Source organism: Streptomyces sp. Qhu_M48, from assembly GCF_051305195.1.
Lineage (GTDB): Bacteria > Actinomycetota > Actinomycetes > Streptomycetales > Streptomycetaceae > Streptomyces.
The window spans coordinates 4,906,111-4,920,081 of the sequence record NZ_CP195432.1; the positions used below are offsets into that span (position 1 = coordinate 4,906,111).

The window sequence follows — 13,971 nt, forward strand, 5'->3', positions numbered from 1 at the left end:
TGACCCGACATGGGGGGACCGAACGGGGTGTTCGCGCGGGTATGTGGCCTGGATTCTGGTCTGGACCAACGGGATGGTCAAGTCCCTGACCATCCCCTTCCGCGCCCTGGACGCCCCATCTATTCCGTTACCTTCGGTAACTACCCGTCAGTCGCTTCTGGTCGGCGCCGGGGCGGTGGATTCGTCGGCCGCCCGGCCGATGCCGTGTCGCGCGCCGCCGAGCCCTGGGGCACGGTGGAGGAACCCAACGAGAGGAGCCCGGCCCCCATGTCGAACCACACCTACCGCGTCACCGAGATCGTCGGCACGTCCACCGAGGGCGTCGACGAGGCCATCGACAACGGCATCAAGCGCGCCTCGCAGACCCTGAGGGGCCTCGACTGGTTCGAGGTGACCCAGGTCCGCGGCCACATCGTCGACGGCGCGATCGAGCACTACCAGGTCGGCCTGAAGGTCGGATTCCGCCTGGAGGACGAGGCCTGAGTCACGGGCGGCGGACGACCCCGGGACGCGGCCCGAGAACGGGGCCCGAGGGCACGGCAGGACCGGCGTCCCCGCTTCGGCCGTACGCGGTCGGGGGCGGGCGCGATCCGGCGCCGGCCTGCGAGGCCCGGCCGCGTGGGGCCGGATTCGCCAGCCTCGTGGGGCCGGGTTCGCCGGCCGCGTGGGGCCGGCGTCGTACGCGGTCGCGCCCGTCGGCCCCCGCGTGGTGCCGTCGAACGCGATCGGGCCGCCGGGCCCGCGAGGCTCAGGTCCGGCCCTCCTTCTCCTGGGCGTCCCTCAGCTCCTCCGACGGGGTCGCCCACAGGGCCCGTACGACCCTGAACCCGGCCGCCTCCGCCGCGTCGCACACCAGCGGGTCGTCGTCGACGAGCATCCTGACCCCCCGGTCGGCGGCGAGCCGGCGCAGGATCTCCACCTTGGTCACCCGGGCCGGCCGGAAGTCCCGGTTGCGGCGCATGTGGACCGGCCCCTCCGGCAGCTCCTGCCCGGCCAGCCAGGCCAGGGTGTCCCGACGGCAGCGCTCCGGACGCCCGGTGAGATAGACGACGTCGCACTCCTCGGCCGCCTCCCGGCACAGCGCGATCCCCTCGGCGAGCGGCGGATCGTCGGGCGCCGCGGCGAAGAAGGCGTCCCAGTCCTTGGGGCGCCGCTCCAGGAAGTGCTGGCGGTGGGCGGTCGCGGCGAGGGTGTTGTCGAGGTCGAAGACGGCCAGCGGCCTGTCGTTGTCGGCTGTCACGGCCCCAGCCTAGGAGCCCCGTCGGACATCCACCGCGCGTCCCCTCCGCGACGCCCCCGGGAACCCGTTCGGCGCCGTCCCCGGACTCCCCGCACGTCTCCCGCGTTGAACCCCGTGTGAGCACCTTTCCCGACGGCACCCGCTTCTCCGTCCTCGACCGCTCCCGCACCCGGGAGGGCGAGGACGCCCCCCGGGCGCTGCGCGACACCGTACGGCTCGCCTAGGAGGTGGAGGCCCTCGGCCACCACCGCTTCTGCGGGTCTCGGGCGGCGGCGGCTCCCGCAAGGTGGCGCGCCGGGCCGACTCTGCGCTCTGCCGTGTGTGCCCAGGTTCCACGCTCCCCGGGACCCGACCGGTTCGAGCGCCTCGGTCACAGCACATGGCAGGTCGCTCCATGAGCTCAGCCTCTTTCCCATAGAGGCCGCTGTCAGTCCCGTGCCCTATCTTCGTGCGCACCGCGGAGAGGGGAGTCTTGGTGGCAAGACGGGGACAGGAAAGCGACTGGGACTGGGACGACGCCTGCGACGAGTTGTGCCTCTTGTGCCGGGACTGGGTTCCTCGCCTGGTCGCGGGCTCAGAGGTGTGCGCCCGGTGCCGTCGGATGCAGCGGCGCATGTGGAAGTACGGGCTCTCGATAGCGCGTTACAACGCCATCTGGCGAGCACAGGGATTCAGCTGTGCTCTCTGCGGCGACAGCGATGAGGCCTGCGACATGGGCATCCCGCATGAGGCGAAGTCGATCTGGCAGATCGACCACGACCACAGTTGCTGCGGTCCGCTGCGCTCGCGCGGATGCTGCGTGCGCGGGATCCTGTGCAAACCGTGCAACCTCAACCGGCTTCCCACCTATGAAAGGTGGCCTGCGGAGCTGCGCGATAGCCCGCGATTTCACAGCTACTTGAACGACCCACCCGCGCGCAAGCCTGCAGCAGAGGTCATCGACGGCCGCGACAACCGGTACCTTCCAACCTCATGGTCCTTCATCATGGACCGAAAATACGCTGAGGAACTGGCCGCTGAGAACGGAGTCGAGAGCCCTGCTTGCCCGTGACCGGGTAGCCGACGCTCAGAACGGGGCGCTCGGCCGGGCCGGGGCGGGCGGGGCGGGGACGGATGTCGCCGTCGCGACGAACGCGGCCACCGCCCCGATACCCGCGAGCGCTCCGAACAGGTCCGGATAGCCGCCCAACGGTCCCACAAGAAGGGCGGCGGTGAAGGGGGCGAGGGCTGAGGCGGTCATGGCTGGCGCGGTGAGGATTCCGGAGAGTCGGCCGTAGTGCTGTGTGCCCCAGCGGTCGGTGATCGCAGTGGCCTGGAGGAGCGTGAGGTTGCCGCGGACCATGCCTGCTGCCATCGACACCGTGATCACCAGGCCGTACGGGCCCGGCGTGACGGCGAGGGCCGCGGTGGTCAGGGCGCCCAGCGCGATGAGGGTCGTGGTGCGGACTGTCGTGCCGGTGAGGCGGGCGAGCGGGGCGTAGAGCGTGCGGCCGAGGGTCTGGCCCGCGCCGCCGAGGCCGAGAGCCCAGGCCGCTTGGGACGTGGTGTAGCCGCGTTCGAGCAGAAGTGGGACGAGAGCGACGACCACGGCGTACATCGCGAAGGCCGAGAGGGTGAACGCGACCGCGAGCAGGAGGAACGGTCGGCTGCGGGCGACCGAGCCGGGGCTCGCGTCCGTACCGGCCGGGGAGGGTGCCGCCGGGGGCCAGGGGGCTCTGAGGGCGATCGCGTGGGCCGGGATCGTGACGGCGGCGAGGATCGCCGCCAGCACCAGATAGGTCTCGCGCCACGACAGTTGGTCGGCCAGGGCCGCGGTGAGCGGGGCGAAGACCGTGGAGGCGAGGCCGCCGGCAAGAGTCACGATCGTGAGGGCGCGGACGTGGTCGGGGGCCCACCAGCGGGTGAGTGCGGCGAACGCGGGCTGGTAGAAGGTCGCCGCCATGGCCAACCCGCCCAGCAGCCACCCGGCGAAGAACAACGGAAGGTTCGGCGCCAGGGCCACGATCACCAGACTCAGGACCCCGGCCACGGAGCCCGCCGTCATGACCGTGCGTGGGCCGCGGTGGTCGATGATGCGGCCCACGCGTATCCCGGCGATCCCGGACACGACCAGGGCGAGCGAGAACGCCGCCGCCGTGGCGCCGGTGGACCATCCGCTGTCGGCGGTGATCTGTGGGTTCAGGACCGGGAAGGCGTAGTAGACGATGCCCCAGCTGGTGATCTGGGTGGCGCAGAGCGCGGGCAGAACGGCACGAGGCCGCGACCGGTCCCCTGCTCCGGTCGCGGCTCCGCGGGTGTGAAGGTCGGTCATCGAGAGATCAGCAGCATCCGCCGGCGGCGACCGGTTCACTCGCCTCGTTGTCGGCGGTGGCCGCTGTGCCGGCACAGCAGGTGCTGCCATGTTGCTTGGTCAGGGTGTCGGCGTCCGCCTTGACGACGTACACCTCCCACGGTTCACGGCCGGGGCCGTGGACCCACACCTTGTCCTGGAGGGCGTAACAACAGGTGGTGTCGTTCTCCTCCGTCGTCGGCAGACCGGCCTCGCCCAGGCGGGCGGTGGCGGCGTGGACCGCATCGGTGGTGCCGACCTCCACGCCGAGGTGGTCCAGACGGGTGTCCTCGTCCTCGGCGCCTTCGACGAGGACGAGCTTGAGCGGCGGTTCCTCAATGGCGAAGTTGGCGTAGCCGTCACGGAGCTTGGCCGGTTCGGTGCCGAAGAGCTTGCTGTAGAAGGCGACGGACGCCGCCAGGTCGGGGACGCGCAGGGCGAGCTGTACGCGGGACATCGTGTTCCTCCAGCTGCGGGTGGGTGGATGGGGTGGGGTCAGCAACCGCCGGAGACGGCCGGGGCTCCGACGCCGATCTGGAGCGCCGTCGGGCTCGCGCAGCAGCCGCCGCCGGCCGGGGTGTCGGCGGGCTGGTCGAAGAGGCCGGCGCCGCCGCAGACCCCGGTCTCGGGGAGCACGAGCTCGACGCGCTCGGCGGACTCGCGGTCGCCGGCGATGGCGGCGACGACCGAGCGGACCTGCTCGTAGCCCGTGAGGGCCAGGAAGGACGGAGCGCGGCCATAGGACTTCATGCCCACCAGGTACACGCCTTCCTCCGGGTGCGCCAGCTCCTTCACACCGTGCGGGTAGACCGTGCCGCAGGAGTGCTGGTTCGGGTCGATCAGCGGAGCCAGCTCGACCGGGGCCTGGAGACGGTCGTCAAGGCCGAGGCGCAGCTCATCGAGGAAGGTCAGGTCGGGGCGGAACCCGGTGAGGACGATGACCTCGTCGACCGGGTCGAGCCGTCGGCCGTCCTCGGCGACCAGGACCAGGCGCTCGCCGTCGCGCTCGATCGCATCCGTACGGAAGCCGGTGACGGCGTCCGCGTACCCCTCGTCGACCGCGGCCTTCGCCGCGAGGCCGAGGGCGCCGCGGGCGGGGAGCTGGTCGGCGCTGCCTCCGCCGAAGGTGTTGCCCGAAATGGCGCGCCGCAGGATCCATGTCGCACGAGTGTCTGCGCCGTCCTGGGACTGTGCGAGGGCGGCGAGCGAGGCGAGGGCGGTGAAGGCGGAGGCTCCGGAGCCGATGACGGCGGTGCGCCGGCCTGCGTAACGGGCGCGCACGGCGGGGTCCTTGAGGTCGGGAACGCGGTAGGAGATCCGGTCGGCCGCCGCGCGCTCGCCGAGGGCCGGGAGTCCGTCGCCGCCGGCGGGGCTCGGGGTGGACCACGTACCGGAGGCGTCGATCACGGCCCGGGCAAGGACGCGCTCCTCACGTCCGGCTCCGTAGCGGATGTGCACCGTGAAGGGCTGCTGCTCGCGGTCGGCGTCGACGACGCGGTCGCGTCCGGTGCGGGAGACGCCGGTGACCCGGGCGTCGAGCCGGATCCTGTCGCCGAGGACGTCCGCGAGCGGCTGGAGGTAGGCGGCCGCCCAGTCCCCGCCGGTCGGGTAGGTGTCCGCGTCCGGCTTCACCCAGCCGGTCGGCGCCAGGAGCTTCTCGGCGACCGGGTCGACGACCTCGCCCCAGGCGGAGAAAAGTCGCACGTGGGACCATTCCCGCACCGCCGCTCCCGCCTGGGTGCCGGCCTCCAGGACCAAGGGTTCCAGGCCTCGGTCGACAAGGTGCGCGGCAGCGGCCAGACCGGCGGGCCCGGCTCCGACGACCACGACGGGCAGCTGGTCGATGGCGGTGACGTTCACGGATCTTCCCCTTTTGATTCGACGTTCGTCGATCTCTTGTGTCTTCAGCATGGCACTTGATTCGACAAGCGTCAACATAGACATCCATCGAACCTAGACGGTGCTGCGGCATTCACCCCCGTAGCTCGCGCCGATATTCGCCATCGGGCCGGCCTCACGCGGGCCGACCAGAAAAGAAAGGGGCCCTATGCCCCAGGGGTATAGGCGCAAGACGCCCAGCCTCGTCGCGCTCGCACCGGCCGCCCCCTTGCGCGACGACCTGTAGCGGCGCTCCGATCGCAAGCATCCCGGCTCGGCTGACAACGGTCGTCGGCATGCCCGAGCACGGCTCAAGGGGTGAATCCCTGGGCGCCTGGTTCGACATGTGTCAACATAGATACATGTCGAACGTCAAGGTACTGCCGGTACTGGAGCCCGAGATAGAGCCCTGCTGCCCGCCTCTGAACGAGCGGCCTCTGACCGCCGAGGAGGCCGAGCGGACTGCTGTCATGTTCAAGGCGCTGGGCGACCCGGTCCGGCTGCGGCTCTTCTCCTCCGTCGCCTCGCATGAGGGTGGCGAGGCATGCGTCTGCGACATCTCCGACGTCGGCGTCTCCCAGCCCACGGTCTCCCACCACCTGAAGAAGCTGAAGGAAGCCGGGCTGCTCTCCTCGGAACGGCGCGGCACCTGGGTCTACTACCGCGTCGAGCCCACCGTTCTCGCCGCCATGGGAGCCCTCCTCACCAAGGCAGCCTCGGCCTGACCGGTCTCAAGGTCGCCGGGGTGGCTTTGTCCAGCGAGGCTGGCCCAAGAGCTACCGGATGTTCCACCTGTCCGGATGGTCGGGATCGGTGGGGCAAGCGAAGACGTGTGAGGTCGCCGGACCGGCCCACGGTGACCCGCGCTCCCGTGCCTTGCTCCTCGATCGTCGGGCAGGTCGCGATGAGGCGCCGGGCATCGGACGGTTCGGTCCACGGCGGCGATTCCAGGTCACGCAGCACGTGGGCGCTGCTGCGCAGCCCGAAGAGCGGCGCCGCCTCGGCGCCGGACTCACACCACCGTCTGGGAGACTCCGCCCCATGACCGGATCAGCCATGCGCACCATCACCGTCGTACCTCTCACGGCCGATCACGCCGACGAGGTCGTCGCGATCTACCAGGCCGGCATCGACGAGGGCAACGCCACCTTCGAGACCTCCGCTCCGACCTGGGAACAGTTCGACGCGGCCAAGATGCCCGCGCATCGATTCGCCGCGGTCGACGAGGCCGGCCGGGTGCTCGGGTGGGTGGCGGCCACGAAGGTCTCCGACCGGTGCGCGTACGCCGGAGTCGTCGAGCACTCCGTGTACGTACACCCCCATGCACGGGGGCGCGGCGTCGCCTCGGTGTTGCTGAAGGCGCTCATCGACTCCACCGAGGCGGCCGGGATCTGGACGATTCAGTCCGGCATCTTCCCTGAGAACTCCGCCAGCCTCGCCGTCCACGCCCGTGCGGGCTTCCGGATCATCGGCACGCGCGAGCGTGTCGGCCGCCACCACGGTGTCTGGCGCGACACCGTCCTCGTGGAGCGTCGCAGCCCGCGCATCGACTGACGGCAAGGAAGCACGCCTGCCCGCATGCGGGCACGCACACCAGGACGGAACCGGCGCCGCCGCCCCTGAGCAGGGGCGGCGGCGCCGAACGTCAGGATGCCTGGGCCGTCAGCGCGATCTCTTCCTTACCGGCCTTCTCGGTGTCGGCGAGGAACTCCCCCAGCGAGGCCAGGACGCCGGGCGCCGGGCGGTAGTACACCCAGGTGCCGCGCCGCTCGGAAGTGAGCAGGCCCGCTTCCCGGAGCTTCTTCAGATGGTGGCTGACCGTGGGCTGTGAGACGCCCACGTCGGCTATGTCGCAGACGCATGCCTCACCGTTGGGGTGCGAGGCCACTCTGGACAGGAGGCGGAGTCGGACGGGGTCGGCCAGCGCCTTGAACATCGCCGCCATGATCTCGGCGTCCCCTTCGGACAGCGCGGCGGTCACGATGGGTGGGCAGCAGGCGGTAGGGGGCGCACCGGGTATGTGTGGGGTCGGCTTGGTCAAGGGGCCGGTCCTCACGCCGAGGCCGCGGGGCGGCCCATGACGGCGTCGGCGGCACTGGGGAAGCAAGCCACGCAGGCGACGTTGATGGAGTAGAGCATCGAGGTCCCCTGACGCTCGCGCAGGACGAATCGCACGTCGGCGAGCAGCTTCAGGTGGTGGGACACCGTCGACTGTCCGACGCCCATCCGGTCCACGATCTCTCCGACACTCATCGGCCCGGTTGCCAGCGCTAGGAGATTGAGGATCTGCACGCGGGTGGGGTCGGAGAGGGCCTTGAACCAGGTTGCGTAGGACTCGGCCGTGCTTCGGTCGATCAGCTGGGCATTCATCGTACCGCTCATGATCCATCGATGTTATTCGATGACCACCCGCGACGGCAAGGTTCGCTCCACGCAGATGGGGCCTGCGGAGGGCCCGCTGAGGCCCGCCCGCGCCACAGGCACGCCCGAGGACACGGCCGCGAGCGACTGTGTAGACACCACATGGAAGGTAGCCACGCCGGTGCGACCTGGGAACAAGGCTCCCTTCCTGGCAACCGCCACCGGAAGCGCAGGGCGGGCTTCTTCGGCGCGACGAGGGACCTCGGATCCCCATTGCCGGGCATCTCTTTAATCGTCTATCATCGATATTCGATAAAGGGGATGCCGCTCGAGCCTCCCCACGCGGCTCGCGACGTCCCCCGTACGTTCCTTCACGGCGCCGCTCCCCCTCATGTGTCACCGTCTCAGAGAGGTTCACCTGTGGACGAATTGCTGGCCCTTGGCCGGTTCATCCTGTTCGAGGTGCTGCACTATCTCCCGTGGTTCCTGGTCGCCATCGTCCTGGGGATCGCCGTACAGCGTCTGTCGATCGACGTGGTCGCGCGCCGCAGCTTCGCCCACGGGCGTAAGGGCGTCCTCGGCATCGCCATCGTCACGGCCATCGGAGCTTTCAGCCCCTTCTGCTCCTTCACCGTGATCCCGCTGATCCGCCGCTTCCTGATAGCCGGCGTCCCGCTCTCGGCGGTCATGTCGTTCTGGATCGCCTCCCCCTCCATGGACCCGGAGATCTACGCGCTCTCCGCCGCCCAGCTCGGGCTCCCCATCGCCACCGCCCGTCTCATCGGTGCCCTGGTGCTGAGCTTCGGCGCGGGTCTCATCGTCCTGGCGCTCGAACGGCGTGGGCGGTTCGCCGATCCCCTGCTCGACTCCACTGAGGAGAAGACGCCCGCGAAGACCTGCACTCAGGAGACGGTGACCGTTCCCGAGACGGCGTGCTCCACGGCGAAGGCGACCGTCCCCGAGCCCGTGACCGTCGGTGGCGGCGGCGTCGGCGGCGGCACGCCCGAGGGTGGCTGCGGAGGTGCCACACAGGAGCCCACGCCTGCGGCGGGAGGTTGCTCCACCACCGCACGGAACGACGCGGACGACGACGGCACTCCGTGGCGTGTGCTCGTCCGGCGTGACATCAAGAACCTCCGCGCCGGCGAGATCCTCAAGGAGATCGTCAGCGACTCGCTGATCCTGGGCAAGTGGCTGCTGCTCGCCATCGTCCTCGAAGCCCTGATCGTCCGCTACGTGCCCACCGACGTCGTGTCGGGCATCCTGGGCACGGACGGCGTCCTCTCCGTCCTGGTCGCCGGGCTCATCAGCGTCCCGCTCTACCTCAACGGCGTCGGCGCCATCCCGGTCGTCGAGGGTCTCCTGGATCAGGGCATGGTCGCTGCCGCGGGTGTCACCTTCCTTCTCGGCGGTGCCATCACGACGATCCCGGCGATGGTGGCCGTCAAGAGCGTCGTCAAGGCGAAGGTCTTCGCGTTCTACCTCGGCGTGGGCCTCCTCGGCAGCGTGGCTATCGGCCTGGTCTCGCTGGCGATTCTCTGACCTGGAACTCCTCCTCACCCCCCACCCACGCTCCTGTGGCGGCCGACGCCGCCACAGGAGCGTCGCCGTACCCGCCCCCGTGCGCACCTTCCAGGAGCGCACCCCGGAAAGGAGCCGAGCATGGCCGCACCCCCACGCACCGCAATCGTTCTCGCCCCCATGACCGACGACCATGCGCCCGCCGTCATGGCGATCTACCAGCAGGGCATCGACGAGGGAAACGCCACGTTCGAGACGGCCGCACCGCCGTGGAGCGCCTTCGACACCTCCAAGCTGCCGGCCCACCGGCTCGTGGCGCTCGACGTACAACGGCGGGTCGTCGGCTGGACGGCGGTGTCCCGCGTCTCGGCTCGTCCCGCCTACACGGGGGTCGTCGAGCATTCCGTGTATGTCAGTCCCACGGCGCGCGGAGCCGGTGTGGGGCGCGCGCTTCTGGAGGCGTTGATCGTCTCCACGGAGAAGGCGGGGATCTGGACGATCCAGGCGGGCATCTTCCCCGAGAACGTGGCGAGCCTGGCCCTGCACGAGTCCGTGGGGTTCCGCGTGCTGGGCCGACGAGAGCGCGTGGCCCGACATCACGGCGTCTGGCGCGACGTCCTGCTCGTGGAGCGCCGCAGCCCGGTGGTCGTATGACTGATGCCGGTCACCACGGTGACCGGCATCAGCCTGTATGTCCCTGGTCGATACGGACATGGCCCGTACAGACCACCGTGTCAGGGGAGCTCGAACGGCAGGTCCATCCCGTCCAGTGCCGTCGCGCACGCGCAGGCCCGCTCGCGCTCCAGGAGGTCGACGGTCTTCAGGACCAGGCCCTTCAGGCGTTCCACGTTCGCCGCGAACACGCGGAACACCTCGTCCTGCGAGACGCCCTCTCCGTGCTCCACACCCGCGTCGTAGTCGGTGACCAGGGCTATGGAGGTGTAGCAGAGGGCGAGTTCACGGGCGAGTACGGCTTCGGGGTGCCCGGTCATGTTGATCAGGGACCAGCCTGCGGAGGCGTACCACTGGGACTCCGCCCGGGTGGAGAACCGGGGGCCTTCGACGACCACCATCACTCCCCCGTCGTGGACTTCGGCGCCTGCCTCCCCTGCGGCCTTGAGCACGGCCGCGCGGCCCGACGCACAGTACGGATCGGCGAACGACACGTGGGTGGCGCCGTGCTCGTAGTACGTCTGCACGCGGCCGGCGGTCCGGTCGACGAGCTGGTCGGGGAGGACGACGCTTCCGGGGCCGAGGGAACCGCGCAGCGAGCCGACGGCGCAGGGCGCGAGGACCTGCCGTACCCCCAGCGAGCGCAGGGCCCACATGTTGGCGCGGTAGTTGATGCGGTGCGGGGGGAGTTCGTGGTGGCTGCCGTGCCGGGGCAGGAAGGCCACTCTGCGGTCGCCCACGGTGCCGACGGACACCGCGTCGGAGGGTGCGCCGTACGGGGTGGTGACCTCGACGCGCTGTACCGATTCCAGAAGTTCGTAGAAGCCGCTGCCGCCGATGACCGCGATGTCGGCCTTCGGCGCCGAGTCGGACGGATCACTCATCGCTTGGTTCCTCCTGCGTGGGCGCGTCGACCGGGGCCGTGGAGCTGCCCGGGCCGGGTCAGGGAAACGAGTGGGGTGAGAGAGGCGACGGCCTCGTGACCAGGCACGGCCGCGCGTTCGTCGTCGGGGCGGCGCACGGCCACCGTCTGCCAGCCGGCCTCGGCCGCGGCGTCGAGCTCGGCACCGACGTCGCTGACGAACAGCAGGTCGGCGGGTGCGTGCCCCAGCTCCGCCGCGATCGCACGGTAGGAGTCGGCGTCCGCCTTGGGGCCGGCCGTCGTCAGGTCGAAGTAGCCGTCGAGCAGGGGGCGCAGGTCGCCGTGGGCCGTGTGGCCGAACCAGTCCCGCTGGGCGGCAACGGAGCCGGAGGAGTAGATGAAGCGGCCCGTGCCCTGTGTCCGCCAGCAGTCGAGTGCGGGCGGTACGTCCGGGTACACGTGTCCGTACAACTCGCCCGCCGCGTAGCCGCCGGACCAGATCAGTCCCTGCAGCGTCTTCAGCGGCGCCGCCTTCACATCGGCATCGGCCCACTGCTCCAGGAGCGCCAGAGCGCTCGCCTCGTCCTGGGCCTCCCCGGTGTGGGCGGTGACCGCGTCGAGGATCTGCCGCCAGGGGGCGGTGCCGCGGTGAGCGACGAGCCAGGGAGCGAGCCGCTCACGCGCGTAGGGGAAGAGGACGTCCCGTACGTGACTGAGGGAGCCGGTGGTTCCCTCGATGTCGAGGACGACAGCCCGCAGCCCGATCTCGGGAACGTGGGCCTGCCGGCTGCCCGGCATCAGCCTTCCCGCAGGATCGCGTCGAGGCGGGGGAAGCCTTCGGCGATGGGCTCCTGGGTGAAGTCGCCCACCCAGCCGTCCTCCTTCTCGAAGAACCGGATGGCGCAGAAGTCCGGTACCGGACCCATGTCGAACCAGTGCCGGGTGCCGGCCGGGACCGACAGAAGGTCGCCTGCCTCGCACACGACGGCGTACACGCGGTCGTCGAGGTGCAGGTAGAAGCAGCCGGTGCCGTGGGCGAAGAACCGGACCTCGTCCTCGGCGTGCCTGTGCTCGTCGAGGAAGGTCGAGCGTGCCTTGGCCGCACGCTCCTGCCACTCCGCTGCCTCCTCGGGGTGCAGACGGGCCACGTCGACGAGGCGGAGCCCTTGGTCGGCGCACAGCTCGTCGACCTCGGTCCGGTAGGCGTCGAGCAGTTCCTCGGACGACGTCTGCGGCGTCACCTGTGCGCGCAGGGGCCAACGGGTGAAGGAGACCGATCGTTCGCGCAGGGCCTGCGCGATGGCGTCCTCGTCGCGGGTGCGGAGCAGCACGGTGTCCGGTGCGTCGTCCGGCATGATCTGCAGCAGTGTCATGGCGCGGTCCTGTGGTCGGGTGCCTGCGCGGCACGGGAGACATGCAGCTCGGCGTGAGAGAGCACGAGCAGCTGGCAGAGCGACTCGAGGCACTCGAGCCGGATCTTCGCCTGCCCCAGCGAGTCGCCCCATGTGGTGATGCCGTGATCGGCCAGGAGCAGCCCGGGCGGTGCGTCCCGGTCGACCGCGAGGTGGGAGGCGACGTCATCGGCGATTCGGTCGACCCGGGGCCAGTTGGGGAACACCGGCAGGTCCGTGAACGTCGGGTCGTTCAGTCCCAGTCCCTTGAGCAGTTCGAAGCGATCCACTCGTACCGAGGAGACAGCGTCCAGGGCAGCGGCGCGGTGGGCGACGACGGTGGCGTACGGGGAGTGGACGTGGATGACGGCGCGGGCGCCGGTGGCGCGGTAGACCGCCGCGTGGATGGCTGTCTCCGCCGAGGGGCGGACCTGGCCGGGATGGGATGCCTCGCCGGTGCGGGCGTCGACCTCCACCACGTCCCGGGCGGTCAGGTCGCCCTTGTCCCGGCCACTCGCCGTGATCAGTGCCCGGTCGGGATGGTCGGGCAGCCGCGTGGAAATGTTGCCGGACGTGCCCGGCATCCAGCCGCGCTCATACAGGGTGCGGGAGATGTCGGCCAGCTGCTGGGCGGTCTGCTTGCCTGCGGCGGTGGACGGCGCGTAGCTCATGCGCTCACCTCGGATGCGTGGTGGACACCGTGCTCGGAGACGATCGCGGTGATCAGGGAAGCCGGGGTGACGTCGAAGGCGGGGTTGTACGCGCGGGTACCGCGCGGCGTGGTGCGGACCCCGCCGTAGGAGGTCACCTCGTCGGCAGCGCGTTCCTCGATGACGATGTCCCGGCCGTCGGCGAGCGACCTGTCCCACGACGACTCCGGGGCCACGACGATGAACGGAATGTCGTGGTGGGCGGCGGCGATCGCCAGTCCGTAGGTGCCGATCTTGTTGGCCACGTCCCCTCGCGCGGTGATGCGGTCGGCTCCGACGAGGACGCAGTCGACGAGCCCCTGGCTCATGGCCGCGGCGGCCGCGCTGTCCACGCATACGCGATGCGGCACGCCGGCCTCGGCCAGTTCCCAGGCCGTCAGCCGGGCGCCCTGCAGGAGCGGCCGGGTCTCGTCGACGAGGACCTCGGTGACCTGTCCGGCCTCCGCGAGGGCGAGGATCGTGCCCAGCGCGGTGCCCACGGCGGCGGTCGCCAGGCGGCCGGTGTTGCAGTGGGTCAGGAGCCGCAGGGAGCGCTGGGGGCAGCGGTCCCGTACCGCCCGTGCCGCGTGCTCGACCATCCGCCGGTTGACCGCCCTGTCTTCCTCGATCATCGCCGTGGCCTCGGCCAGGACGGCGTCGGGGCCGTCGGAGAGCCGCCCGAGCGCCCTTCCCACGGCCCAGGCGAGGTTGACGGCCGTGGGGCGGGCGGCGACGATCCGCCGGGCGTCGGCGCGTACGGCCTCGCGTCCCAGGCCGTCTGCCCGGGGCGGGCAGTGCAGGTACGCCGACAGCGCGACGCCCAGTGCGCCCGCGAGACCGATGGAGGGGGCACCCCGTACCGAGAGGGTCGTGATGGCGGTGATGACGTCGTCCACGGTGTCCAGGCGCAGGAGCCGCCGCTCGTGGGGCAGCGCGCGCTGGTCGAGGGTGATGATCGCGTTGTCGTCCCAGCGCAGTGACGGCTGGTCGGAGGGCTTGCTCACGGGCGGCGGCTCCTTGGGGCCTGA

The 13,971-nt window shown here is 70.7% G+C and carries 17 protein-coding genes and 1 pseudogene; 7 read left to right on the forward strand and 11 right to left on the reverse strand.

The window, feature by feature from the left end; translation table 11 throughout:
* Positions 1-267: 267 nt before the first annotated feature.
* Complete coding sequence (locus ACRRSS_RS22185) at positions 268-483, forward strand: dodecin (protein ID WP_435972873.1); 216 nt, start codon at positions 268-270, stop codon at positions 481-483.
* 265 nt (positions 484-748) lie between these two features.
* Here ACRRSS_RS22185 and ACRRSS_RS22190 read toward each other — a convergent pair whose 3' ends face one another.
* Positions 749-1,240 (reverse strand): LNS2 domain-containing protein, encoded by a 492-nt coding sequence (locus ACRRSS_RS22190; RefSeq protein WP_435972874.1) that lies wholly within the window; start codon positions 1,238-1,240, stop codon positions 749-751.
* A 116-nt stretch (positions 1,241-1,356) separates the two neighbouring features.
* Here ACRRSS_RS22190 and ACRRSS_RS22195 point away from each other — a divergent pair.
* Together ACRRSS_RS22195 and ACRRSS_RS22200 are read left to right on the forward strand one after the other, a co-directional pair.
* Positions 1,357-1,461: pseudogene (locus ACRRSS_RS22195) on the forward strand (LLM class flavin-dependent oxidoreductase); the annotation flags it as partial.
* 380 nt (positions 1,462-1,841) lie between these two features.
* Positions 1,842-2,291 (forward strand): endonuclease domain-containing protein, encoded by a 450-nt coding sequence (locus ACRRSS_RS22200; RefSeq protein ID WP_435972875.1) that lies wholly within the window; start codon positions 1,842-1,844, stop codon positions 2,289-2,291.
* 15 nt (positions 2,292-2,306) lie between these two features.
* Here the strand turns inward: ACRRSS_RS22200 and ACRRSS_RS22205 are convergent, their stop codons facing one another.
* The 3 genes from ACRRSS_RS22205 to ACRRSS_RS22215 are packed head-to-tail and all read right to left on the reverse strand — an operon-like array spanning position 2,307 to position 5,429.
* Entirely contained in the window at positions 2,307-3,551 is a 1,245-nt protein-coding gene (locus ACRRSS_RS22205) for an MFS transporter (protein WP_435972876.1), read from the reverse strand.
* Between the two features lie 7 nt (positions 3,552-3,558).
* The gene (locus ACRRSS_RS22210) at positions 3,559-4,026 is read right to left on the reverse strand and encodes an ArsI/CadI family heavy metal resistance metalloenzyme (RefSeq protein WP_435972877.1); all 468 of its coding nucleotides are present in this window, start codon (positions 4,024-4,026) and stop codon (positions 3,559-3,561) included.
* Between the two features lie 38 nt (positions 4,027-4,064).
* A complete protein-coding gene (locus ACRRSS_RS22215; RefSeq protein ID WP_435972878.1) occupies positions 4,065-5,429 on the reverse strand; it encodes an NAD(P)-binding domain-containing protein in 1,365 nt (454 codons plus the stop codon).
* 380 nt (positions 5,430-5,809) lie between these two features.
* Here ACRRSS_RS22215 and ACRRSS_RS22220 point away from each other — a divergent pair, with 380 nt between their 5' ends.
* Positions 5,810-6,172, forward strand: a complete 363-nt coding sequence (locus ACRRSS_RS22220) for an ArsR/SmtB family transcription factor (RefSeq protein WP_187620923.1) — start codon at positions 5,810-5,812, stop codon at positions 6,170-6,172.
* A 316-nt stretch (positions 6,173-6,488) separates the two neighbouring features.
* Positions 6,489-7,001 (forward strand): N-acetyltransferase family protein, encoded by a 513-nt coding sequence (locus ACRRSS_RS22225; RefSeq protein ID WP_435972879.1) that lies wholly within the window; start codon positions 6,489-6,491, stop codon positions 6,999-7,001.
* A 91-nt stretch (positions 7,002-7,092) separates the two neighbouring features.
* On the opposite strand, the gene ACRRSS_RS22230 is transcribed toward ACRRSS_RS22225, so the two are convergent.
* On the reverse strand, positions 7,093-7,392 hold the full coding sequence (locus tag ACRRSS_RS22230) for an ArsR/SmtB family transcription factor (RefSeq protein ID WP_435975395.1): 300 nt from the start codon (positions 7,390-7,392) through the stop codon (positions 7,093-7,095).
* 107 nt (positions 7,393-7,499) lie between these two features.
* The gene (locus ACRRSS_RS22235) at positions 7,500-7,829 is read right to left on the reverse strand and encodes an ArsR/SmtB family transcription factor (RefSeq protein ID WP_229902042.1); all 330 of its coding nucleotides are present in this window, start codon (positions 7,827-7,829) and stop codon (positions 7,500-7,502) included.
* Positions 7,830-8,228: 399 nt separating this feature from the next.
* Here ACRRSS_RS22235 and ACRRSS_RS22240 point away from each other — a divergent pair, with 399 nt between their 5' ends.
* Both ACRRSS_RS22240 and ACRRSS_RS22245 read left to right on the forward strand, forming a co-directional pair.
* Positions 8,229-9,350 carry a permease gene (locus ACRRSS_RS22240; RefSeq protein ID WP_435972880.1) on the forward strand — a complete coding sequence of 374 codons (1,122 nt, stop codon included), beginning with the start codon at positions 8,229-8,231 and terminating at the stop codon, positions 9,348-9,350.
* A 120-nt stretch (positions 9,351-9,470) separates the two neighbouring features.
* Positions 9,471-9,983, forward strand: coding sequence for an N-acetyltransferase family protein (locus ACRRSS_RS22245; protein WP_435972881.1), 513 nt, complete (start codon positions 9,471-9,473; stop codon positions 9,981-9,983).
* A gap of 80 nt (positions 9,984-10,063) precedes the next feature.
* Here ACRRSS_RS22245 and ACRRSS_RS22250 read toward each other — a convergent pair whose 3' ends face one another.
* The 5 genes from ACRRSS_RS22250 to mtnA are packed head-to-tail and all read right to left on the reverse strand — an operon-like array spanning position 10,064 to position 13,947.
* Complete coding sequence (locus tag ACRRSS_RS22250) at positions 10,064-10,885, reverse strand: S-methyl-5'-thioadenosine phosphorylase (RefSeq protein ID WP_435972882.1); 822 nt, start codon at positions 10,883-10,885, stop codon at positions 10,064-10,066.
* Positions 10,882-11,661 carry an acireductone synthase gene (gene mtnC / locus ACRRSS_RS22255; protein ID WP_435972883.1) on the reverse strand — a complete coding sequence of 260 codons (780 nt, stop codon included), beginning with the start codon at positions 11,659-11,661 and terminating at the stop codon, positions 10,882-10,884. The genes ACRRSS_RS22250 and mtnC overlap by 4 nt, the downstream gene beginning before the upstream one ends.
* Entirely contained in the window at positions 11,661-12,236 is a 576-nt protein-coding gene (locus ACRRSS_RS22260; RefSeq protein ID WP_435972884.1) for a 1,2-dihydroxy-3-keto-5-methylthiopentene dioxygenase, read from the reverse strand. The genes mtnC and ACRRSS_RS22260 overlap by 1 nt, the downstream gene beginning before the upstream one ends.
* Positions 12,233-12,925, reverse strand: coding sequence for a methylthioribulose 1-phosphate dehydratase (gene mtnB, locus ACRRSS_RS22265; protein WP_435972885.1), 693 nt, complete (start codon positions 12,923-12,925; stop codon positions 12,233-12,235). Before mtnB ends, ACRRSS_RS22260 begins: the two co-directional genes overlap by 4 nt.
* Positions 12,922-13,947, reverse strand: coding sequence for an S-methyl-5-thioribose-1-phosphate isomerase (mtnA, locus tag ACRRSS_RS22270; RefSeq protein WP_435972886.1), 1,026 nt, complete (start codon positions 13,945-13,947; stop codon positions 12,922-12,924). Before mtnA ends, mtnB begins: the two co-directional genes overlap by 4 nt.
* Positions 13,948-13,971 lie beyond the last annotated feature (24 nt).

What these genes read in the sequence shown, in the direction of transcription:
- ACRRSS_RS22250 (WP_435972882.1), bottom strand. Translation starts at nt 10,885, where the DNA reads ATGAGTGATCCGTCCGACTCGGCGCCGAAGGCCGACATCGCGGTCATC.
- ACRRSS_RS22210 (WP_435972877.1), bottom strand. Translation starts at nt 4,026, where the DNA reads ATGTCCCGCGTACAGCTCGCCCTGCGCGTCCCCGACCTGGCGGCGTCC.
- ACRRSS_RS22260 (WP_435972884.1), bottom strand. Translation starts at nt 12,236, where the DNA reads ATGACACTGCTGCAGATCATGCCGGACGACGCACCGGACACCGTGCTG.
- ACRRSS_RS22200 (WP_435972875.1), top strand. Translation starts at nt 1,842, where the DNA reads ATGCAGCGGCGCATGTGGAAGTACGGGCTCTCGATAGCGCGTTACAAC.
- mtnB (WP_435972885.1), bottom strand. Translation starts at nt 12,925, where the DNA reads ATGAGCTACGCGCCGTCCACCGCCGCAGGCAAGCAGACCGCCCAGCAG.
- ACRRSS_RS22220 (WP_187620923.1), top strand. Translation starts at nt 5,810, where the DNA reads ATGTCGAACGTCAAGGTACTGCCGGTACTGGAGCCCGAGATAGAGCCC.
- ACRRSS_RS22225 (WP_435972879.1), top strand. Translation starts at nt 6,489, where the DNA reads ATGACCGGATCAGCCATGCGCACCATCACCGTCGTACCTCTCACGGCC.
- ACRRSS_RS22205 (WP_435972876.1), bottom strand. Translation starts at nt 3,551, where the DNA reads ATGACCGACCTTCACACCCGCGGAGCCGCGACCGGAGCAGGGGACCGG.
- ACRRSS_RS22235 (WP_229902042.1), bottom strand. Translation starts at nt 7,829, where the DNA reads ATGAGCGGTACGATGAATGCCCAGCTGATCGACCGAAGCACGGCCGAG.
- ACRRSS_RS22245 (WP_435972881.1), top strand. Translation starts at nt 9,471, where the DNA reads ATGGCCGCACCCCCACGCACCGCAATCGTTCTCGCCCCCATGACCGAC.
- ACRRSS_RS22230 (WP_435975395.1), bottom strand. Translation starts at nt 7,392, where the DNA reads ATGGCGGCGATGTTCAAGGCGCTGGCCGACCCCGTCCGACTCCGCCTC.
- mtnC (WP_435972883.1), bottom strand. Translation starts at nt 11,661, where the DNA reads ATGCCGGGCAGCCGGCAGGCCCACGTTCCCGAGATCGGGCTGCGGGCT.
- ACRRSS_RS22185 (WP_435972873.1), top strand. Translation starts at nt 268, where the DNA reads ATGTCGAACCACACCTACCGCGTCACCGAGATCGTCGGCACGTCCACC.